This is a genomic window from Actinocrinis sp., assembly GCF_035938995.1.
Classification (GTDB): Bacteria; Actinomycetota; Actinomycetes; order Streptomycetales; family Catenulisporaceae; genus DASZGI01.
Genome location: NZ_DASZGI010000135.1, coordinates 1 through 20,563 on the forward strand (window position 1 = coordinate 1; position 20,563 = coordinate 20,563).

The window sequence follows — 20,563 nt, forward strand, 5'->3', positions numbered from 1 at the left end:
GTCTGCGAGCCCGAGAAGGCGGGCCGCGTTCCCGCGGAGCCAGTCCTCTGCGACGCCTCCATCGTCGCCGAGGTCCAGTGCGCGGACCTCGGCGACGAGCGTCGCGCAGGGGACCGGGTTCACCCAGGTCGAGGTGCCGAACATGATCTTTCGGCGGCTCGGGCCGCGTCCGTAGTACAGCAGCGGCTCCCAGCCGGATCCGGGCCGCTTGATGTGCTTGGGTCGGTGGGAGGAGATCTCGAGCAGGACGTTCTCGTGCCGGGTCGCGACCGCGAGCATGTCCAGGACCGAGGGCCACCCGGCGTGGCCGGCGACCACCGTCATCCCCGGGTAGCGCGCGGCCAGGTGGTCCACTTGGCGCCCGCCGGAGATGTCGGCGGGCACGGCGGAGGCGAAGTGGTGGCCGGTGTGCAGCCAGAGTGGCAGCCGCGCCTCGTCGGCCAGGCGGAAGACCGGGGCGAATCGCTCCTCGGTCGGATCGACGCCGTCGAGGAAGGGGATAATGTTGAAGCCCGTCATACCTAGGTCGAGGCAGCGGCGCAGTTCGCGCACCGCGGAGTCCGGACCGTCGCGCAGCGTTATCCCGGCCCACGGGTGCAGCCGGTCCGCGGCGCGGGCGGCGATGTGCGCCACGCGGTCGTTCACGGTCTCGCCGTCCCGCAACCGGGCCGGGCCACCCATGATGACCTCGGCCACGACACCCTGATCGGTGCGCTCGGCGAGATACGCGTCAACCTCGAACGGCTTGCGATCCGGGGGCAGCAAGATGTCGATCGCCTCAGCGGGTCCGGCATTGTGGAGTCTTGCGGTGTAGAGCGCGTGGTCCGCGCCGAAGTACGTGGCGAAGGACCTGGCGAACACACTCAGATACTGCGGCGCGTAGTGGGCGAGTCTGTCGAGATAGGCGCGCCAGCCTTCGTCGTCGTAAACGAGTGAACACACGTCGATGATCGGCGGATTCGACGGGGGCACAGTGTTCAAGGGAGACACGCTGTTCATCAGTGGCCGGTGAAGCTCGGCGGACGGCGTTCCGTGAACGCGCGCAGCCCTTCGCCGCTGTCCCGGACCTCGGCATGCGTGCGCAGGTGGTAGGCGTCCTGGAGGCGCAGGCCGGTCGTGGCGGGCTGCCCCCAGGTCCGCTCGCGCAGCTCCTTGAACAGCCCGATCGCGCGGGTCGGCGCCTGGCCGAAACCCTCGGCCAGGCGGGCCAGTTCCTTGTCGAAGTCCTCCGGTTGCACGACTTTGTCGGCCAGTCCGATCGCGAGCGCCTCCGCCGCGGGCACCAAGCGGCCGGTGAGGTAGATCTCTGTGGCCCGTCCAGGCCCGATCAGCCGGGACATCAGCACCACGTTGCCGACGTGGCCCACCCCGACCAGACAGCTGCCGATCCGGGCCGAGGTCGACAGGAGCCGGTAGTCGGCTGCGCACACGATCTCTGCGCCCGCCCCTGCGGCCGCGCCTTCGACCGCTGCGACCACGGGCTTCGGGGCACCTAGAATCACCTCGCAGATGCGCAGGTAGTACGCGTCCGAAGTGACCGGGTCGAAGGGCGCGGCGTCGCGGTCGCCCTCACGCCAGCGGTCCACGGCCAGCACGTCGTCGCCCGCGCAGAACGTGCCGTCCGCACCACGCAGGACGATGACCCTGACCTGAGCGTCGTCGCCCGCGACCACGAGCCCGCGAAGCAGGCCGTGCGCCATTTCGCGAGTAAGGCTATTGCGCCGCTCGGGCCGATTGAGGGTGAGCGTGGCGACACCGTCCGAAAGACTCGCGCGCAGGATGCCCGCATCGCCGAGTTCATCGGCGAACGCGGCGAAGCCGGGCCTGACCCAGCCGGAACCGTTCATCTCAGCTCTCCCATGCGCAGCCGGAGCCCGGCTGCCTCGCGGTCCCAGGTGAGGTAGGAGGTCCCGGCGATACCCACGTTGCCATCGCACCAAGCCTGCGCGGCCGTCCATTCAACGGTGTCGAGACCCTCGTGGTCCCAATGCAGCGGCCGCCACTCCCCCACGGAGGAAAACCGACCGCGCACGTCCTGAACCACGGCGGCGTTGCCGGCAGCCGCGCAGTCGGCCGGGGACAGGGTATCCAAACGCAGGCAGCCGGCCTTGCCGTAGGGAGTCCGGAACACGATCGTCGGATGCGGCACCTCGTCGTCCGGGCGCCACATATCCGCACGAAGGATCACGCCATCGCGCATCGGCACGTCCGCATCATGCTCGATCAGGGTGCACCTTCCGGGCATCCGTGCTCCCTTCGTCTCCGCCATCGGCGTCACCGCTGTCCGCTCGCTGCCGCGCTGGGAACCGCCGCCGCGAATGCGTAACGGGTCAGGCCGCGATTCGCATCGGCCCGGGAAGCCACCGGCGCCACCGGGATCAGGGGTCCGACATTCATCCGGGCGGGCCTGGTGACGAGCCACGCCACCGTGTCCGCGACGTCCTCGGCCGTCAGCACGTCTGTCTCCGGCACGCCCTGCGACGCGGGGTCGGCCGCCAGCCCGGTACGCACCCAGCCGGGGCAGATCGCCGCCGCGCGCACCCCGTGGTCTCGCCCCTCCTCGGCGACCAGCTCGGTCAGCTGGTGCAGGGCCGCCTTGGTCACGCCGTATCCGCCGGTGCCGGGGACGGCTTCGAGGCCTGCGGCGGAGCCGATCATGACCATCCAGCCGTGGCCGCGCTCGAGCATCGACGGCATCAACTCGCGCACCAGCAGGAACGGCGCGGTCAGGTTGAGCCGGAGCATCAGGTCCCAGTGCCGCAACGCGGTCTCGTGCACAGCGCCGAGCCGGACGGCGGCCGCGCTGTAGATCAGCAGGTCGATTGGCCCGAGCCGGTCCCGGACCGTCTCCACGCAGGACGCCACCCCGTCATCGGCGGCGAAATCGGCGAGGACGGTCAGCGCCCGGGCACCGTGTGCACGGACAGCGTCGGCGACCTCGGTTAGTTCAACGGCGCGGCGGGCGGCGATGGCGACGTCGGCTCCTTCGCGGGCGAGCGCCACCGCGGTCGCCGCCCCGATGCCGGACGAGCCGCCCGCGACCAGCGCGGTACGCCCGGCCAGCGGCCGCGCGGTCACCGGACCCCGCCAAGCCGGCCGGCGAGCACCGCTTCGCCTTCGCCCTCCATCAGGGAACTGCCGCGTGCAGCGAGTGGGGGCAGGCCGCCGAGGCCGTAGCCGCCGTCCACCCGCAGTCGCGCCCCGGTGACGTAGGCCCCCGCCGGGCTGAGCAGGTAGCCCAGGACCGCCGCGACCTCGGCCGGCTGGCCGACCCGGCCCGCGGGGATGCGGCTGAGCCAACCGTTGCGGAACTCCGGTCCGGCGGCCTCGCCCATCGGGGTCTCGATGATGCCGGGGCATACGCAGTTCACCCGGATCCCGTGGCGCGCGGTGCTCGCGGCGAGGCAGCGCGAGTACTGCACCATCGCAGCCTTGCTCGCCCCGTATGCCTCAACCTGTGTCACTGGTACCGACGTGCTGCCTACCGAGGCGACTGCTGCGATCGCCCCGGGTATCGCGGCGCCGATCCAGCGGCGTACCAGTGCGGCACTCAGGGTGCTGTAACCGCCGAGGTTCACCGCGAACGTCTGATCCCACGCGTCCGTCCCGGTGCACACGGAGTCGAATTCGAGGTGCCCCGCGGCGTAGAGCAGGCGGTCCACCCGGCCAGCGGCCTGCCACGCCTGGTCGGCGAGCGCGGCGACCGCGCCGGCGTCGGCGGCGTCGCAGGGCAGGACCCAGGCCCGGCGGCCGAGCTTCGCGATCAGCGCGGCGACGTCCTCGAGCGCGGCGCTCCGGCGGGCGGCCAGCACAATATCCGAGCCCTGGGACGCGAGGTGCAATGCGCTGGCTAGGCCGATGCCGCTGCTCGCGCCCACGACGAGGGTGACGGGGCGATCGGGTTCCGTCGGTCCGGCGGGAAGGGCGGCGGCGAGCTGTGTTTCGGCCGAGGTGCGGACCGAGTCCGCCCGGCCGGACCGTGGCGTCGGAATGAAGTCCAGGTCCATGCCGCCGTCGAGCGCGATAGTTTCGCCGACCAGGTAAGACGGCCCCGGCGAGGTCAGCAGGCCGAGCGCACCGGCCAGGTCGGCCGGCTCGGCGGGGCGTCGGATGACGAGGTGGCGCAACAGTTCGGCCTCCACCCCGGCGGGCAGGGCGTGGCCAAGGAAGGGCGCGTATCCGAAGGCTGCGGTGTTGACCATCACTCCGTCGGCCGCGGCGGACGCGGCCAGGTGCCGCCACCACGCCAGATCCGCGGCCCGGGCGGCCGCGCGCTCAGCCGATCCGCCCGTGTGCACCTGCGGGCCGCTGTCCGTGACGAGCACCATGCGGCCCTTTCCACGGCGGGCCATGGCTCGGGCGACATCGAGGACGTGCTCGCGCGGCAGCCGCTGGAACGGGTCTCCTGCGCCGAAGACGTCGTTGCGCACCAATGCGACGCAACAGACGTGTGGCGTCCGATCATCGGAGGCTGGAAGGCCTGCGACCGGTTCGGCGCCGCTCTCGGTCAGGGCCGCGCGCACCGCGGCGTCAGCGGTCGGATCGTTCGCCAGCACGAGCGCGGTGACGGGCGGGCGGGCATCGCTCGCTGACGCGTCGAACCGTGTCTCGTCCGATAGAGCCGTATCAGGCATCGAGCCCCCCGGTGAGGCGTTCCACGAGTAGGGTCGTCGCGTCGCCGCCGGCGCCGGCGGCCACGACAAGCGCCGCGTCCCCGCCAGTGGCCTGAGGCGCACCGACCACGGAGTCGGCGGCCAACGCGCGGTAAGGCTCTCGACAGTTGACCACGGGACCGACGCTTCCGCGCTCGAGCATCATCAGCGTTCCGAGCAGGCGGACCAAGCCCCCGATTCCGGCGACGTGTCCGAACGCGGCCTCCTGGTTGGTGACCGTGAGCGGTCCGGCATAGTCGAGCGTCTCGCGCACGCGGGCGACCACGGCACAGAAGTGGTCTTCCACGAAGCGGTTGCCGTCGGCGTAGTCGTCAACGAACGCGATCCGGTCCGGCGAGCGGTCTGCCGCGGCGAGCACCGACACGATGTCGTCGGCCACTCGGTCTGGCGGTCCGGTGGCCACGACGCTCGGTCCGTTGCTGCGAGAGGTCCGGGTGTGTATCCGCCATTCGGTTCCCGCGGCTCCTTCCCCCGCCCCGCGTGCCTCAGGGTTCTCCAGAACCGCGTTTTCCAGAATCACTGCGACGGCGCCCTCTCCGGTCGCGTTGCCGTCGAGCAGTTCATCGTGCGGCCGGATCGAGGCGGGATCCGCGGACAGCGATGAAGCACGGTATCCCTGCCGACTGGTGTATGTGGCGCTGGAGACGTAGACCGGGTCTACTGCCGTGTCCACGCCGACGATCACCGCGCGGTCGGCGTCCCCGGAGCGGAACATGCCGAGCACGACCTCGACGGCGCGCAGCGGGACATTGCAGGAGCCTGCGATGTTCAGCGTAGGGCACTTGATGCCCAGGGTCGTCGCGACGCTGCCGAGGACGGCCGGCGGTGTGCCGGTCATCCAGTAATCCATGCCCAGGGCAGCCGGGCCGCCCGCGGCGAGCTTGTCGAAGTAGCGCCCCGTCTCCGCGAACGCGAACTGCAGCGAGGCGGACACCAGCACGGTGCGTCCGTCGTCGAGGTCTTCGGGGGCGAGTCCCGCATCCGCCAGGGCCGCGCGCACCGCGCCGAGCGCGAGGAGCGACGCGCGCGCGGTGCGGGACGCGAACTTCTCGCCCACCTCCAGCTCGCGGGCCGGGTCCCAGCCGTGCACCAGGCCGGCGATCCGCAGCGGCGAGCCAGGGTACTCATACGGCGAAAGGCAGCACAGGCCGCCGTGCACGATCTCCCAGAACGTCTTCAGATCAGCGCACACGCCGTCGGGTCCGGGGAGGATCACTCCGGCGCCGGCCAGCCGGACGCGCGTCGACCGCGCGCTGGTGGACCGCGCAGCGTTGGATCGCACGGTGTTGGATTGCACATCGCGCGCCGGATCCGTCAGCTCAGCAGACATGCGAGCCCTCCACCAGGATCGCGCTGGTCACGCCGCCGATCTGGTAGTTGAAACTGAGCGCATGGTCGAACGCGAGCGGGCGGGTCTCGGTGCCCGGCACCGGGTCGAAGCCGCACACCTCGTCGGGTTGCTCGCAGTTCGCGGTGGGGCACACGGCGCCGCGGTCCATCATGAGCAGGGTGGCCGCGACGCCGAGGTTGCCCAGCGGCGCGCCGCTGTGCCCGAAGCAGGCCTCCTGCGAGCTGACCAGCACATCGTGCGCGCAGGCGCCGTAGAGGTCGCGCACCGCGTTCGCCTCGATCAGCGTGAACAGCGGATCCCCCTCAGCTCCACCATTGATATAAGGTATCTGGTCGAGGTCGACGTGGTCGGCGACACACGCGCGCACCGCAGCGGACAGCGCGGAGCCGCTCTCGTCGATGGACACGGCGCTCGGCAGGCCGCCGCGGGTGGTCGCCTGCGCGAGCAGCCTGCCGTACGGCCGCGCCCCGCGCCGGTCCGCGCGCTCGCGGCTCTCCAGGATCAACGTGACCGAGCCGTCGCCGAAGTTCACACAGTCCGAGCGGCGGTCGTACGGACGCATCGGGTGGTCGAAGCGCGGCGCCGTCGGGGGCGCGCTGTTGTGGGTCGCCGAGATCCCGGTCTGCTCGGCGACCAGCCGCAGCCGGTCCGCGTGCCGCATCCGCTCGGTATCGAACGCGTCCACGCCGGTGACCACCGCGACGTCCACCTCACCGCTCTCGATGAGCCGACGCGCGACTCCCAGCAACACGGCGGACGAGGCGCAGCCGCAGGTGACCGTGTAGCTCGGTCCGGTGCTGCGGGTGAGCGCCGCTTGAACGCTCACCACGTCGTTGGAGGTGCCGGCGATCACCAGGCGGACGAACAGCGCCTTGGCCTCCTGCGGGGTGATCTTCTCCGGGGCGGCCTGATACCAGGCGAGGTAGCTGTCGAAGTTGCTGTCCACCCCGGCGCGCGCGGTGAGCACGGCGGCGTCCGCGAGGTCGCCGGCCCGGAAGTCGAGCTTCGCGTCGGCGCAGGCCTCGACCAGCGAAAGCAGGCCGTATCGGTGCACGGGGGCGTAGTGGCGGGTGTGGCGCTCGGGGATCTCCGGCAGCTTCTCGGCGAACCGCGGCTCGGGCAGGTCGACCAGGCCGTGGAAGAACCCGTCGTGGTCGAGCATCGAGCGCCCGCGCGAGACGACGTCCCACAGGTCGTCCGCGGTGGATACGGGCCCTGTCACACCTCCGGGCAGGCAGAAGCCCATCCCGGTCACCAGCGCGTCCCGGGCGCCGCCCGGCACCGCTCCCCCGGCGCTCACAGCACACCCGCGTCGACGCCGAGGACCTGGCCGGTGACTCCGCCGGATAGGCTCGACAACAGGTAGAGCACCGCGTTGCTGACCTCGTCCGGTTCCACCAGGCGGCGCAGGGCCGTGCCGCGCACTGCCCGGGTGAGGTAGCGGGACCAGTCAAGGTCCGCGGGACCGTGGTGGCGGGCCAGGCTGGCCATGAACTCGTCGGCGTATCGCGCCGGGTCCGTGGTGCCGGGGGCGCGGGTCAGGCCGGGGGCCACCGCGTTGACCCGGACCCCGAACGGTCCGAGTTCGGCAGCCAGGGCGAGCATCAGCCCATGCAGGCCGAACTTCGCGGCGCAGTAGGCGGTGTTCGACGGCAGGCCGCGGCTGCCCGCGATCGAAGTGACCAGGACGATCCCGCCGGACCCGCGCTCCATCATGCCGGGCACGACGAGCCGGCAGATCCGGAACGCTCCGTTGAGGTTCACGTCGATCGTGCCGGTCCACTGCTCCTCGGTCTGCTCGCACAGGAAGACCTGGCCGCGCGCCCATCCGGCGGCGTGGACCAGCAGGTCCACCGGCCCGAGGCCGTCCTCGGCGCCGCGTACCGCGCGTTCGAGCGCCGCGGCGTCGGCCAGGTCGGCCGGGGCGACGGCGGCCTCGCCGCCCGCCTCGGCGATCTCCTTGGCGACGGTGCGCAGCGCCTGCTCGTCCCGGGCCAGCAGGATCGTGCGCGCCCCGGCGGCGCTGAGGCTGCGGGCGGTCAGCGCGCCGATGCCGCTGCTCGCGCCGGTCACCAGCGCGGTCCGCCCGGCCAGCAGCCCGCTTGCGAACCCGGCTGCGCCGCCGTCCGTGTTCCTGATTGGGGGCCGCTGCGGCTCGGCCCGATCAGTCGTAGACGCGCTTGGGTAGTCCACCGCCGTCGACCTCCAATACTGTTCCGGTGAGGGAGGGGTTGTCTGCCGCGAAGGCCACGGCGTCCGCCACGTCGTGCTCGTCGCACCAGCGCTGGAGCGGGACCTGGCGGCGCAGGCGCTCCATGTAGGCGGCGTGCCGCGGATTCGCGGCGCTGCGTTCGCGAAGTGCCGCGCCGTCGAGCACGCCGGGCGCGACCGCGACCACGCGAATGCCGTGTTCCCCCAGCTCGACGGCCCACGTGCGGGTCAGCGACTCCACCCCCGCCTTCGCGGCGGCGTAGGCCGACTGGCCGTAGGAGCCGTGCCGCACCGTCGAGGAGATGTTCACGATGACACCCGGCGTCCCGGCGGCGAGCATGACGGCCGCGGCGTGCCGGCCGACCAGGAAGACACCGGTGAGGCAGAGCCCGATGGTGCGCTCCCAGGCATCGACAGGGTGCGGGCGAAGCTCGGAGCGTTCGGAGTCGGCGATGCGTACGAGCTGGTGGTTGTAGTTACGGCCGGCGTTGTTGACGCACAGGCGCAGCGGACCGCGGCCGGCCAGCCGTTCGAACAACTCGGCGACAGACGTCTCACTGGTCACGTCGGCGCGCAGCGGGTGCAGCTTCAGCCCCTCGGCCGCGGCGTCCTCGGCGGCGGCGTCCAGCGCCCTCTCGTCGCGCGCGGCGATGACGACGTCCCAGCCCGCCCCAGCCAGGCGCCGGGCTATGACCAGCCCGAGCCCCCGGCTACCGCCGGAGACCAGCGCCGGGCCGCGTTCGGCCGTCGTCCCGGTGTCCGAAGTCGCTGCGTTCAAAACCATGATGTCTCAGAGCTCGAAGAGCAGGCCGCCGTAGAACCAGCCGGACCCGACGGCCGGAGTGAGGCATAGGTCTCCACGGTCGAACACACCTTTCTCCAGATACTCGGACACGGCGGTCGGAATCGAGGCGCTGCCAGTGTTCGCCCGGGTCTCGAAGGTGGTGATGAACCGCTCGGGGACGATGCCGAGCCGTTCGCGCACGGCGGCGTGGATCGGGCCGGTGCCTGGGTGCGGGACGAACCAGTCGATCTGATCGATCTTCAGGTCGTTGCGCTCGAGCAGCTGAGCCGCGACGGCGGTGTTGGACGCGATGCCGAGCTCGACCAGCTCGGGCTTGCTCTTGATCCAGCCCTGCGGCGGCCGCACGGTGACCGCCTCCGCCGACTCGCCCGCGCTGTAGAGCAGCGAGTCGATCAGGCCACGGCCGGCATCGGGCCCGCGCTTCTCCAGTACGGCGGCGCCCGCCGCGTCCCCCACTACCAACGTTCCCTTGCTGCCGGGGCGCACGCGGCGGGAGAAGTACTCGGAGCACGCGACGACGGCCACTCGCCATGACGGGTGCGCGGCGAGCAGCGCGGCGGCGGTCTGCACGCCGTGCACGAATCCGGTGCAGGCGCCGCAGACGTCGAAGGCGAGCGCCCGGGTCGCGCCGAGCCGCAACGCCACCTGAGGGGCCAGTTCCGGGACGAGCTGGCGCTCGGACCAGTTGCCCAGGACGAGCAGGTCGACCTCGCCGGGTTCGCGGCCGGCCCGCCCGAGCGCCGCGGTCGCGGCCCGCGCGGCCATGAAGTCGATCGTCTCGTCGTCGGCGGCCACGTGCCTGCTGCGCACTTCGATCGAACCGATCACGGCCCGGTCGACGGCGTTGCCCTCGGCGTCGGCGGCGCCCGCGAGCTCCGCGTTGAACACGAGGTCGCGCGGGTAGTAGTGGCCGAAGCCGGTGAAGCCGAGACCCGCCCCGGCCCAGACGCCGCCGGCGCCCGGCGCGCCGGCATTCCCGACGTTCATCGCAGATCCCTGTCTCACCGGTACCGGAACAGCACGGCGCCGGAGTTGAACCCGCGGCCGATGCCGATCGAGAGCAGCAGGTCGCCCGGTTTCACAGTGCCGGCGGCGACCTGCTCGGACAGGCAGCTGGGGATGCTGACGCTCGAGGTGTTCCCCCGGTGCCCGATGTTGACCAGCACGCGCTCCTCGGGCAGTTCGAGGTCGGCGCAGACCTGGCGGATCATGTTCAGGTTTCCCTGGTGCGGGATGAACCAGTCGATGTCGTCCTTGGTGAGCCCGTTGCGGGTGAGCACGGCGCGCGCGGCGGCGCTGAGCATCGTCGGCCCGACGGCGCCGACCTGCTTCCCCTTCATGATCATCTTGTCGTCGTCGTCGATGTCGAAGGCGTCGAAGTACCGTCCGTCCGAGTTGAAGACGGCGTCGAGCAGCCCTGGTCCGGCGCCGGCGCCGTCCTTACCCCCGTCTGTGCCGCGCTGCCATACCGCCGCCGCGCCGCCCGCCCCGAACAGCACCGAGTAGCGGTAGTCGAAGTTCAGGATCGGCTTCGGGTTCTCCGCGCAGACCACCAGCGCGTTGCGGGCGCCGAGAGTGGCCATGAGCGAGCAGGCCACGACGCTCGAGTAGAGGAAGCCGGCGCAGGCGACGGCGCCCACGTCGAAGCAGAAGGCGTTGTGCAGCCCGACCTGCTTCTGCAGCGGCAGCGAGATGTCCATGTAGCGGTTGGTGGCCGAGGACGGGTTCGCGCGCGGCCGGGTCGTGGAGGTGGTGCCGACCACGAGGTCGATGTCCTGCGGAGCGAGCCCGGCGTCCTTGAGCGCCGCCTCGACCGCCCGCGCACCCATCTCGACCGCGCGCTCGTCGTCCGTGTCCGGCCAGTGCCGGGAGCGGATCCCGGTATGCTCGCGGATCCAGTCGTCGTCGATGCCGAGCGACGGCAGCTGCTGCTCGAAGTAGGCGTTGGTCACCGGCTCGCCGGGGAAGTAGTGGCCGATGCCGATCAGCCGGGACGGCGCGGCGGTGGCCAGGCGGCCGCCGATCGCGGCCGGGGCGATCTGTTCGGTGGTCATCTGTAGTGCCCTTCCGGGTCGAGTCGGCGCAGCAGCGCCAGTTCGGCGGAACTGATGTCGGGTTCGGGGGCCGCGTCGTCGGCGGGCTTGACCGCCCACGCGGTGTGCCGGGCGATCAGGGCGTCGGGGTCGCCCGCGGAATCAGGCTCCTGTGACGGCAGCCAGCTGCGCAGCCGGAACGGCTCGCCGGGGCCGGACCGGTGGAAGCGCCCGAACTGGCTGACCACCTCCCGCACCCGGCCGCCCGGACTCGTGACGTAGGAGACCCGCGGCACGTAGCGGCGCGAGGAGGCGGGCGCGACGACGAGGCAGTCCGCGGTGGACGCGATGTCGTTGGCGCCGCCCGAGCCGGTGACCCAGCGCCCGTCCGGCAGCACGCTGGTGTTCAGGTTCCCCTCCTCGTCCACCTCGGCGGCGGCGAGGATTCCGAGGCAGCGGGGGTTGCCGGCCACCTGGGCGCCGAGGATCTCGAGGATGCTGCTCAGTTGTTCCGAGCGCGCGGCGTGCGCCTGGCTGAACAGGAAGACGTCGCCGGGTTCGGGGTCCATGCCGTAGAAGCCGAGCTCCGCCGCGACGCGCACCGGGCGGCCGCGCTCGCGCAGGACGGCCGCGGCCAGCCAGGCGGCCATGTGCGAGGAGCCGATTCCGGCCAGCAGCGTGTCGTAGCCGCCGACCTCCACCTGCGCGGTGATCGCCCGGGCGGCCAGCACGAGCAGCCGCTCCTGCTCGGTCGCCGGCCCCTGAACGAGTGTCTCAGCAGCTTGATCGACTGCGCCTGCCCGGCCCGGCCGGCCGAGCGCCAACGCCTCGATCCGCTCGCGTCCCAAGGCCTCGAGGTAGCCTCCGTGCCCGCCCGGTTCGGTCACCCAGTCGCGGAACCACTCGTCGGCCGTGTCCATGTCCGCGCAGCTGCGGACGATGTCGGTCATGAAATCGTAGTCGTCGCGGTATCCGGTCACCCCACCCACGCCTTCGGTCCGCAGCGACTGCGGGTGCGCGCCGAGTTCCGCCTCGGCCAGGCCGATCACCCGCTGCCCCGGGATCACGACCCGGTCCGGCTGCGCATCGACGACCTCGTCGGGCACGATCCGCTCGACCGACGCGAGCACGCCGCCGGTCGCCGCATAAGCCGCCCACGGGCCCTCGCCGAGCGGTGCGCAGAGCACGACGTTGCCCCGCCGGTCGGCGCAGACTCCGTGGACGAGCGTCAGATCCGGGCGCATCGGGCGCACGAGGGCGACGTGCTCGCCGGGCGCCGCAGGGTCGGGCACAAACCAGAGGTCTAATTCCTTGCCCCGGGCCAGGTCGCTCCCCGCCAGCGATGCGGTGACCGCGTACGGCGCACCTGTCGCACCCGCGACCAGCCGTTGCGTGTAGCTGAGCAGCGACCAGGGCTGAACGGTGAACGGCCTGCCCGCGACCAGGTCCCGGTAGATCCGGTTCGGGCGCGGCGACGGGTAGGTGTCGCCGAAGAAGCAGGCCTCCATGTGCCGCACGGCGCCGGAAAGCGCGAGCGCGTGCGCGCTGGAGTGGACGGCGGTGGTGCTCGCGGTCAGCCCGCCTTGTCCGCGCAACACCCGGGCCACCGCGTATATCAGCGCATTGGGCCTGGAGAGGGTCGCGGCGAAATGCAGGTGCATGTCGGGGCGGACGAAGCGGCGTACCAGGTCGTCCACATCGTCCGCGAGGTACGGCCGCTCGAACTCACGGTATGGCGCGGTCATCGCGCCGCCTCGAGGGCCAGCACCGAGGTCTGGCTGCCGAAGGCGAACGACATCGAGACCGCGAGGTCGAACTGCGCCTTTCGCGCGCCCTCGGCCACATGGTCGTGGTCGCACTCGGGGTCGGGCTCGACCAGGTTCGCCGTCGGCGCGAGTGTCTGGTGGTGCAGCATCAGCGAAGTCGCGGCGGCGTTGATGATGCCCGCCATACCGAACGTGTGTCCGTATATGGGCTTGTTCGAGCCGTGCGGTGGCAACGCGTCCGCGCTGCGCTGCGGGTAGAGGGCGCGCAGCGCGCGGCTCTCGGCCAGGTCGTTGTACCGGGTCGCGGTTCCGTGGCCACAGACGTAGCCGACCTCGTCCGGCTTACGACCGGCGTCGTCGAGTACGTCGCGGATGAGACCCGCGGTGAGGCTCCCGGTCATGTCCATCGTCGTCGGATGGTCGGCCTCGTTGAGCGCGCGGTGCGCCAGGATGTTCGCGTAGACGTGGGCGCCGCGGGCATATGCGGACGACTCGCGCTCGAGGCAGAGCACCACGGCACCCTCCCCCAGCGCGAACCCCTCGCGGTCCTTGCTGTACGGGCGCACGGCGCGGGCCGGGTCGTCCCGCTCGCCGGAGATGACCCCGTCGCCGAGCGCGAGGTAGCACCGGGCGACCTGCGCCAGGATGGGGAATTCGTGGCCGCCGACCAGCACGGCGTCGCTGGCGCCGCAGCGCAGCTCGCGCAGCGCGAGGCCGATCGCGTGGTGGCCGCCGACGCAGGCGTTGCTGATCGTGGTGACCAGGCCCTGCGCGCCTATGTAGATGGCTGACATGCTGGCCGGGCTGCCGGCGAGGCCGCGGAACATCGCGCCGCTGTCCGCGAAGGGGGTCTGCGCGCCCGGTTCCATAGCGGTGCGCCACCAGTCGAGCGGCCCGCGGGAGGAGGACATCACGATACTGAGACGACGCGGGTCGACCGCTCCCGGCAGCAGCGCGGCGTCCTGCCGTGCCTGCTCGGCCGCCGCCATGGCGATCAGGATCTCCCGGGTGTACTTGGCCGCGTGCGAGGGCTTGAGCTCGGGCAGGTACGGCCGGTGGTCGAAGTCGTCTATCTGGGCGGCGGCGAACACCGGCAGCCGCTCGCGGTCCGGGTCGAACCGGGTCAGCTTGCCGATCTGCGACGCGCCCGCGGAGATATTCCGCCAGAAGCCGGTCGCGCCGCCTCCGCCGGGCAGCACCGCTCCGATGCCGGTCACCGCGATCGGTTCGGGGGCCTGGTGTCCGTGGGCGGATTCGATCAATCTCACGGTGCGAAGCTATGGGATCTTCACGACCGGCACATGGACCGCCGAGTACCGTTTCCCCCGCCCGACAGGTACCGGCGGTACTGCGTCGCGTCCGCGGAGATCGGATCCGACCCAGCCCGGATCGTCGCCGACGTGCGGTCATGCTGCGGGCTCGGCCCGCGTCCGATCGGCCCGAACCGCCGCTCTCCACCAGTACCCCTCCTCGGCCGCGAGTGCGTCCGGCCGGTCGAGATGAGTGGTGCGGCGCAGCAGCCCGACCGCGAGTTCGAGCAGATCGCCGGGCCGGGCCGCGATCCCCCGAGCCAGCTCGAGCGCACGTTCCACCGGCGCCGCATCCTGCGCCAGGCGGTCGATCCCGCCCGCCGCGAACAGGTCGGCTCCGGTGATCCGCCGTCCGGTCAGCAGGAGGTCTGCCGCGAGTCCGCGGCCGGCCCGGCGGGCCAGCGAGTGCACCGCGCCCCCGCCCGGAACCGCGCCGGCGTCCAGCTCCGGCAGTCCGAACACGGCGTCCGGGGCTGCGACCACGAGATCGCAGCCGAGGGCGAGCTCGAGACCGCCGCCGAGCGCATATCCGTGCACTGCGGCGATCGTCGGGAAGGGGAGGGAGTCGAGCAGGTCGAGGATGCGGCGGAACAGCTCGCGCCGCTCCAGCCGCGCCGCCACGTCGTTCCAGCACGGCTCACGGGTGTCCGCGCCGCTGCTGAACGAAGGCCCGCTTGCGGCAAGCACGAGCGCCTTGGGCCTCGCGTCGCCCGTGTCGGCGGCGAACTCGCTTAGCCGCCGGTCAAGCTGTTCCAGCATCGCCGTCGACAACGCGTTGTGCCGTTCGCCACGTTGCAGGCTCAAGACCGCGACAGGTCCCAGGCGCCGGGCGCCGATCGGCCCGTCCTGCGCCACCCCGGTCACCGCGCCGCGATGCACTGCGCGTCACGCATGCCCGCGGGCAGGGTGACAAGTTCCCGCCGGCTTCGCACGCCGACCTTTCTCAGCACGCTGCTGACGTGGTTCTTCACGGTCTGCGGGGCCAGCTGCAGCTCGGCGCGGATCTCGTCATTGGTCAGCCGCTGCATCAGCAACGCGAGGACCTCCTGCTCCCGATCGGTCAGATTCCCCGCCAGCAGCGCCTCGGGCGGCGCGTCGTCCTCGTAGCCCAGCACCCAGCTGCGCCGGTCAAGCCGGGTGGCCCAGACCGCCTCGACCAGGTCCTCCGGCTCGACGGACTTGTGCACGAAGCTGTCCACGCCGACCGCCACGCAGTCGGCGATGACCTGAGCACTGCGATCGCCGGTGTACACCACGCCCCGCGGCTGGTGTGCCAGATTCTTGATCGTACGGCAGAGTCCGAGCCCTTCGTTGGGCGCCCGCAGGTGCGCGTCGGTGACGACGATATGGGCGCGCACGTCCTCGGCGAGCCGGGCGCCGTGCGACGCGCTCTCGGCCATACCCGCCACGACCAGACGCTCATCCGCAGACAAGGTCTGCGCGACCGCCCGCCGGACCAGCGGAAAATACTCCACGACCACCACTCGGGTCACACCACGAGGCTGCACGTACACTCCACACCTGACCGAAAGGGGCTGCGCGACGAGCCGCCGCCTCTACGTTTACGCTGGACACTTGTTCGATTGGCGTGACTGCCGCCACCGCGAAGCTCTGCACCATTGCGGAACTCGTCACCTGAATCGCGCATGAGCTGCGCGCTGATGCACGGACGGACCGTCCGTCCGCCGCGGCTCCGTCTCGGGCCAATGAGCCATTCCCGGCATGTGGTGGTTGCGCCCCGTAGCTAACCGCTGCGCTTTTGATGGGTCGTCTGAGTTCGGCCGCCCCGGCGTCGAAGACACACCAAGTCCCTGGTAGAACATGTTCTCGGCAAAGATCAAAGTTCACGCCAGGGGGCTTCGCGCGGACGATTCTGTCGCGTTCGCCGGGACGGCGCCCGTTGAGACACCGAGCAGGGCGAGGAGCGAGAACGCTGCGCCGGCGGCGACATACCTTAGGGCGCGCTCGCTCGTCGGCCGGCGCCGCGTGCCTCGCGGCCGATGGGCGCGGTTGCGGGCTTCGCGCACATCGCGCGATCTCGACGCATTGCGAATGTTTCCCCTCGGGTAGTCGAGCCGGAGAAGGGCGCCGCACGCGGTGGACGTCCACGTCTTCAGATTTTCTCACTTGCGCTATATCAATGACATAATTAATCACTGGCGTTTAATACCAGACGGTGCACGCGGCAGCGCCCTCGCTGAACGTGCAAGGCACCACACGGGCCCGGGCCAGCTGCGTCCCATCGACCATGTACGTGTAGCCACTGCTTTCCGGTGTCTGCGTGTGGCCGTCCGCCGACTGGGCCCAGCAGCCGGCGTATCCGGGCTTCCACCGGTCATGGCAAGCATCCTTTCCTCGGTCGGCACACGAGTGCGGTCGGCGCCGTAGCACGCCCGAATCATCGGTCTGTTTCAATATCTCCGGCGGTCCTCTAGCATTGCTCTAGCCGTGCGCTAGGCCCGCGACCGAACGGGGGTTCGAAGTAGCCGCCACGGTCGGCGCGCGTGTGTACGACGGGGAGGGCGGACTGTGAAGTTCGGCATTCTCGGCTCGCTGCACGTCCAGGTGCACGGCCGCACCGTGCCGGTTACCGCCGCCAAGCAGCGGGCCGTACTGACCGCCCTGTTGTTGCGGGCGAACGAAACGGTTTCCACACCGCGGCTCATCGATGCGGTGTGGGGCGAGAACCCGCCGCGCAGCGCGCGCAACCTCGTGCAGACCTATGTCTGGCGGATCCGGAGCCTGCTGGCCGTCGAAGCCGAGCGGCTGAGCGTGGAAACCTGCGGCTATCTGCTGCACGTCGAGCCGGCTCAGGTCGACTTCCTCGAGTTCGAGCGGCTGTATGAGACGGGGCGCGACGCGCTGGCCGAAGGGCGTGACGCCGAGGCCGCGCTCGCGCTGCGCGCCGCGCTGGAGCTGTGGCGCGGCGAGCCCGCACAGGACGTGGTACTGCACGGTGATTGGGGCAGCGCTCTTACGCGGCTGGCCGAGTTGCGGGTCGCCGCGCTGGAGGAACAGATCGAGGCCGGCCTACGACTCAGCCGACACGAAGACCTCATCGGCGATCTACGTCGGCTCACCGCTGAGCACCCGCTGCGCGAGCGGCCGGTCGGGCAACTGATGCTCGCGCTCTCCCGCTCAGGCCGGCAGACCGAGGCGCTCGATGCGTTCCGCACGCTACGCGGCACCCTCGTGCGCGAGCTGGGGATCGAGCCCGCAGCCGAGGTGCGCAAGATCCACGACGAGATCCTGCGCGCGGACGGCTCGGCCGCTGGCGAGCGCGGCGCCACCCGTACGCGGACGGGCATCGTGCCTCGGCAGCTGCCGGCCGCCTTTCCGTACTTCGTCGGGCGCCGCTCCGAACTCGAGCTGCTGACAGACGTCGAGCGCCGCGAGCCGCAATGCCCTGGCTCCGGCGTCGTCATCGTCGTCGCCGGAACCGCGGGCGTGGGAAAGACGGCGTTCGCGCTGCGCTGGTGCCACCAGGCTGCCGACGCATTCCCCGACGGCCAGTTGTACGTCAACCTGCGCGGATTCGAACCCTCGGGAACCGCGCTCACCGCCGCGCAGGCGATCCGGGGTTTCCTCGACGCCTTTGCCGTCCCAGCCACGCTCATTCCGGCGGATCTACCGGGGCAGGCCGCGCTCTATCGCAGCCTGATGGCCAACAAACGCGTGCTGATACTGCTGGACAACGCCCGCGACACCGAACAGGTCCAGCCGCTGCTACCCGCCAGCCGCCGGTCCACCGTTCTTGTCACCAGCCGCAACGAACTGACCGGCCTCACGGCCGCCCACGGTGCCCACCTGGTCAGGCTCGACCTGCTCAACGTCGACGAGTCGCGCGAACTGCTGGAGCGGCGGCTGGGAGTGCCGCCGGCCGCGTCCGAACAGCTGGCGATGCTGGAGCTGATCGAACTGTCCTCGCGGCTGCCGCTGGCGCTCAACATCGTCGCCGCTCGTGCCGCCGCGCATCCCGGCCTGCCGCTGGCAGCCCTGGCCGCACGGATCAAGGACACACGCCGGCGCTTGGACTATCTGCGCGCCGGTCACCACGCCGCGAACCTGCGCGCCGCATTTCTGTCTTCTTACGCCCAACTGTCCGCGACCGCCGCGCGCATGTTCCGCCTACTCGGCCTGCATCGCGGCCCGGACATCTCGGCGACCGCCGCCGCCAGCCTCGCCGGGCTGGACCAGTACTCGGCCCTCTCGACGCTCGACGAACTGACGGCCGCTCACCTGCTGTGCGAACCGAGCCCCGACCGGTTCGCCTTCCACGACCTGCTTCGCGCGTATGCAGCCGAACAGGCCTCCTCGGTCGACACCGAAGCCGACCGGCTAGCGGCCGTGCATCGCGCGATGGATCACTACCTGCACACCGCCCGCTGTGCTGCCAGGCTACTCAATCCCGGTTCAGAGCTGTTCGCGTATGACGAGCCGCAAGGCGCGGCCACCCTGCCGGAGCTGAAGGATGCGGACCAGGCGCTGGCGTGGTACGCGGCCGACCGTCACGTCCTGTCGGCCTACATCGCTCAGGAAGTCGACCTCGGCTGCGACACGCACGCCTGGCAACTCGTGCACTCAATCCTGCCCTTCATGGATCGCGGTGGGCACTGGGATGACATGGCGGCAGCCGGGGAAGCGGCGCTCGCATCCGCCCGGCGCACCGCGGACCCGCGCGCAGAGGCCTGCGCTCGCCGCGTGCTGGCCCGCGCCTGTTTGCGGCACAAGAAGCTCGAGCGTGCGGCCGAACACCTCACCGCTTCGCTCGAGATCTTCCGCGCACTCAACCACCAGGTCGGTGAGGCCCGAGTGCGCCACGATCTGGCGTTGGTGTGCGAACAGCTGCAACTGCACCAGGAAGCCCTGGCGCACGCGCAGCGGACGCTCGAACTGCTCCAGGCGCAGGGTGACACGTCCGGAGCAGCGAACGCCCTCAACACAGTCGGCTGGTTCCACTCGCTGCTCGGTGACCACCGACAGGCGCTGACTTACTGCCGTCAGGCTCTCGCCCTGCAAGTAGAGCTGCACAATCACAACGGCCAAGCCGACACGTGGGACAGTCTGGGACACGCACACCAGCACCTCGCCGAGTACGACCAGGCCTCCGACTGCTACCGGCGCGCCGTCGAGCTCTACCGGCAGCTCGGCGACCGCTACTACGAGGCAGGAAGCCTCGTGCGGCTCGGTGACACCCACCTCACGACCGCAGATGCGGGAGAAGCCGTACGGCAGTGGACGCAGGCGCTCGCGATCCTGGATGAACTCGAGCATCCGGATGCCGACGAACTCAGAGCCAAAATAAGCCGCACCGCGGAAACCAGCATCCTTATGAAACGTGACGTCGGTGTGGCCGCGCCGCCTTCCAACATCCAGCTACCGACTGCCGGCACGGCGCACGAACGCCATTCAGCAGTTCGGCAGCATCTCCGAGGTGTCGCCGCCGGTATTGACCCAGGCGTCTGAGTGGGCATCTTGGGGCGATTGCTGGCGTGCTTGTCGCACGATCGGTTGATTGCGTTCCCGACTTGCTGCTTCGCCACGGGTGGTGTGCTGAGCCGGGCGGATGATCGGACGCAAGCCGTATCGCGGTGACCTTTCAGACGCCGAGTGGGCACAGATCGAGCCGGAGCTGACCGCGTGGCGTACACCGCGCCTGCAGCGCAAGGTCAGCGCGAATCAGCCGGTGCACGACCTTCGGGAGATCGTGAACGCGATCCTGTACGTCAACCGCACGGGATGCGCCTGGGAGTACCTGCCGCACGACTTCCCGCCGTTCAAGACGGTGTACGGGTACTTCGCCGCCTGGCGCGACGACGGCACGACCGAGCGGATCCACGACCTGCTGCGCCGCAGGCTGCGTCGGGCCCGCGGACGCGATCAGGAGCCCAGCGCGGTGGCCGTGGACTCCCAGAGCGTCAAGGCCTCGGGCAACGCCGCGGCGGACAGCGTCGGGTTCGACGGGAACAAGAGGATCAAGGGCCGCAAGCGACACATCGCCGTGGACGCGCTCGGCCTGCTGATCGTGCTCGGCGTGTCCGCCGCCAGCCTGGCCGACTCTCCCGTCGGCCGGCAGGTGCTCACCCACGTGGCCACTGTCGCGCCCACGGTGAGCAAGGCATGGGTGGACGGCGGCCATAACCAGAAAGTTTCTGCCTGGTCCCAGGCGCCGCCGGGCGGCGTGCGAGGGTGCCACACTTCGACGATGACCCTAGACTAGCGACCGCCCGGAACATCCAGACGCGCCGCAGGGCGCACTGACCAGGGAGAAATGCCATGGCAAAGGGCGGCAACAAGAGGCGGGCCCGCAGGAAGAGGAAGGCAAACCACGGCAAGCGTCCCAACGCCTGACCGCAGACGGATGGCGCCGCGCTCCTGGAACATCCGGGAGGCGCGGCCTTTCTCTGTCCGGTA

The 20,563-nt window shown here is 70.9% G+C and carries 18 protein-coding genes; 3 read left to right on the top strand and 15 right to left on the bottom strand.

Translation table 11 applies throughout. The annotated features are described in order from the left end of the window. The 15 genes from VGZ32_RS08990 to VGZ32_RS09060 all read right to left on the bottom strand — a co-directional run. Positions 1 to 990: amidohydrolase family protein (locus VGZ32_RS08990; protein WP_414642519.1), on the bottom strand; the 990-nt coding region annotated here is incomplete at its 3' end. A gap of 8 nt (positions 991 to 998) precedes the next feature. Next, entirely contained in the window at positions 999 to 1,847 is an 849-nt protein-coding gene (locus VGZ32_RS08995; protein WP_326885427.1) for an enoyl-CoA hydratase/isomerase family protein, read from the bottom strand. Further along, positions 1,844 to 2,269, bottom strand: a complete 426-nt coding sequence (locus tag VGZ32_RS09000; protein WP_326885428.1) for a CocE/NonD family hydrolase — start codon at positions 2,267 to 2,269, stop codon at positions 1,844 to 1,846. The genes VGZ32_RS08995 and VGZ32_RS09000 overlap by 4 nt, the downstream gene beginning before the upstream one ends. A 5-nt stretch (positions 2,270 to 2,274) precedes the next feature. Continuing rightward, a complete protein-coding gene (locus tag VGZ32_RS09005) occupies positions 2,275 to 3,078 on the bottom strand; it encodes an SDR family oxidoreductase (RefSeq protein ID WP_326885429.1) in 804 nt (267 codons plus the stop codon). Next, the gene (locus VGZ32_RS09010) at positions 3,075 to 4,634 is read right to left on the bottom strand and encodes an SDR family NAD(P)-dependent oxidoreductase (protein WP_326885430.1); all 1,560 of its coding nucleotides are present in this window, start codon (positions 4,632 to 4,634) and stop codon (positions 3,075 to 3,077) included. The genes VGZ32_RS09005 and VGZ32_RS09010 overlap by 4 nt, the downstream gene beginning before the upstream one ends. Next, positions 4,627 to 6,003, bottom strand: coding sequence for a beta-ketoacyl synthase N-terminal-like domain-containing protein (locus VGZ32_RS09015; protein WP_326885431.1), 1,377 nt, complete (start codon positions 6,001 to 6,003; stop codon positions 4,627 to 4,629). The genes VGZ32_RS09010 and VGZ32_RS09015 overlap by 8 nt, the downstream gene beginning before the upstream one ends. Continuing rightward, entirely contained in the window at positions 5,993 to 7,324 is a 1,332-nt protein-coding gene (locus tag VGZ32_RS09020) for a beta-ketoacyl-[acyl-carrier-protein] synthase family protein (protein WP_326885432.1), read from the bottom strand. Before VGZ32_RS09020 ends, VGZ32_RS09015 begins: the two co-directional genes overlap by 11 nt. Further along, the gene (locus VGZ32_RS09025; protein WP_326885433.1) at positions 7,321 to 8,217 is read right to left on the bottom strand and encodes an SDR family NAD(P)-dependent oxidoreductase; all 897 of its coding nucleotides are present in this window, start codon (positions 8,215 to 8,217) and stop codon (positions 7,321 to 7,323) included. The genes VGZ32_RS09020 and VGZ32_RS09025 overlap by 4 nt, the downstream gene beginning before the upstream one ends. Then, entirely contained in the window at positions 8,189 to 9,019 is an 831-nt protein-coding gene (locus VGZ32_RS09030) for an SDR family NAD(P)-dependent oxidoreductase (RefSeq protein ID WP_326885434.1), read from the bottom strand. The genes VGZ32_RS09025 and VGZ32_RS09030 overlap by 29 nt, the downstream gene beginning before the upstream one ends. Positions 9,020 to 9,025: 6 nt before the next feature. Next, positions 9,026 to 10,027: a ketoacyl-ACP synthase III gene (locus VGZ32_RS09035; protein WP_326885435.1), complete on the bottom strand. Its 1,002-nt coding sequence runs from the start codon at positions 10,025 to 10,027 to the stop codon at positions 9,026 to 9,028. Positions 10,028 to 10,041: 14 nt separating this feature from the next. Then, complete coding sequence (locus VGZ32_RS09040) at positions 10,042 to 11,094, bottom strand: ketoacyl-ACP synthase III (protein ID WP_326885436.1); 1,053 nt, start codon at positions 11,092 to 11,094, stop codon at positions 10,042 to 10,044. Beyond that, a complete protein-coding gene (locus tag VGZ32_RS09045; RefSeq protein ID WP_326885437.1) occupies positions 11,091 to 12,818 on the bottom strand; it encodes a CoA-transferase in 1,728 nt (575 codons plus the stop codon). Before VGZ32_RS09045 ends, VGZ32_RS09040 begins: the two co-directional genes overlap by 4 nt. After that, complete coding sequence (locus VGZ32_RS09050) at positions 12,815 to 14,107, bottom strand: beta-ketoacyl-[acyl-carrier-protein] synthase family protein (RefSeq protein WP_326885438.1); 1,293 nt, start codon at positions 14,105 to 14,107, stop codon at positions 12,815 to 12,817. The genes VGZ32_RS09045 and VGZ32_RS09050 overlap by 4 nt, the downstream gene beginning before the upstream one ends. A 138-nt stretch (positions 14,108 to 14,245) precedes the next feature. Next, on the bottom strand, positions 14,246 to 15,013 hold the full coding sequence (locus VGZ32_RS09055; RefSeq protein ID WP_326885439.1) for an enoyl-CoA hydratase/isomerase family protein: 768 nt from the start codon (positions 15,011 to 15,013) through the stop codon (positions 14,246 to 14,248). Continuing rightward, entirely contained in the window at positions 15,010 to 15,642 is a 633-nt protein-coding gene (locus tag VGZ32_RS09060) for a response regulator transcription factor (RefSeq protein ID WP_326885440.1), read from the bottom strand. Before VGZ32_RS09060 ends, VGZ32_RS09055 begins: the two co-directional genes overlap by 4 nt. Positions 15,643 to 16,678: 1,036 nt before the next feature. Here VGZ32_RS09060 and VGZ32_RS09065 point away from each other — a divergent pair. From VGZ32_RS09065 to VGZ32_RS29030, 3 genes are all read left to right on the top strand, one after another. Next, on the top strand, positions 16,679 to 19,615 hold the full coding sequence (locus VGZ32_RS09065) for an AfsR/SARP family transcriptional regulator (protein ID WP_326885441.1): 2,937 nt from the start codon (positions 16,679 to 16,681) through the stop codon (positions 19,613 to 19,615). Between the two features lie 100 nt (positions 19,616 to 19,715). After that, positions 19,716 to 20,369 (top strand): IS5 family transposase, encoded by a 654-nt coding sequence (locus VGZ32_RS09070; protein ID WP_326885442.1) that lies wholly within the window; start codon positions 19,716 to 19,718, stop codon positions 20,367 to 20,369. 56 nt (positions 20,370 to 20,425) lie between these two features. Next, entirely contained in the window at positions 20,426 to 20,500 is a 75-nt protein-coding gene (locus tag VGZ32_RS29030; RefSeq protein WP_414642505.1) for a 50S ribosomal protein bL37, read from the top strand. Positions 20,501 to 20,563 lie beyond the last annotated feature (63 nt).

Coding starts and splice junctions, on each gene's coding strand:
- VGZ32_RS08995 (WP_326885427.1), bottom strand. CDS start 1,847: ATGAACGGTTCCGGCTGGGTCAGGCCCGGCTTCGCCGCGTTCGCCGAT.
- VGZ32_RS09000 (WP_326885428.1), bottom strand. CDS start 2,269: ATGGCGGAGACGAAGGGAGCACGGATGCCCGGAAGGTGCACCCTGATC.
- VGZ32_RS09010 (WP_326885430.1), bottom strand. CDS start 4,634: ATGCCTGATACGGCTCTATCGGACGAGACACGGTTCGACGCGTCAGCG.
- VGZ32_RS09015 (WP_326885431.1), bottom strand. CDS start 6,003: ATGTCTGCTGAGCTGACGGATCCGGCGCGCGATGTGCAATCCAACACC.
- VGZ32_RS09030 (WP_326885434.1), bottom strand. CDS start 9,019: ATGGTTTTGAACGCAGCGACTTCGGACACCGGGACGACGGCCGAACGC.
- VGZ32_RS09035 (WP_326885435.1), bottom strand. CDS start 10,027: ATGAACGTCGGGAATGCCGGCGCGCCGGGCGCCGGCGGCGTCTGGGCC.
- VGZ32_RS09040 (WP_326885436.1), bottom strand. CDS start 11,094: ATGACCACCGAACAGATCGCCCCGGCCGCGATCGGCGGCCGCCTGGCC.
- VGZ32_RS09045 (WP_326885437.1), bottom strand. CDS start 12,818: ATGACCGCGCCATACCGTGAGTTCGAGCGGCCGTACCTCGCGGACGAT.
- VGZ32_RS09070 (WP_326885442.1), top strand. CDS start 19,716: ATGATCGGACGCAAGCCGTATCGCGGTGACCTTTCAGACGCCGAGTGG.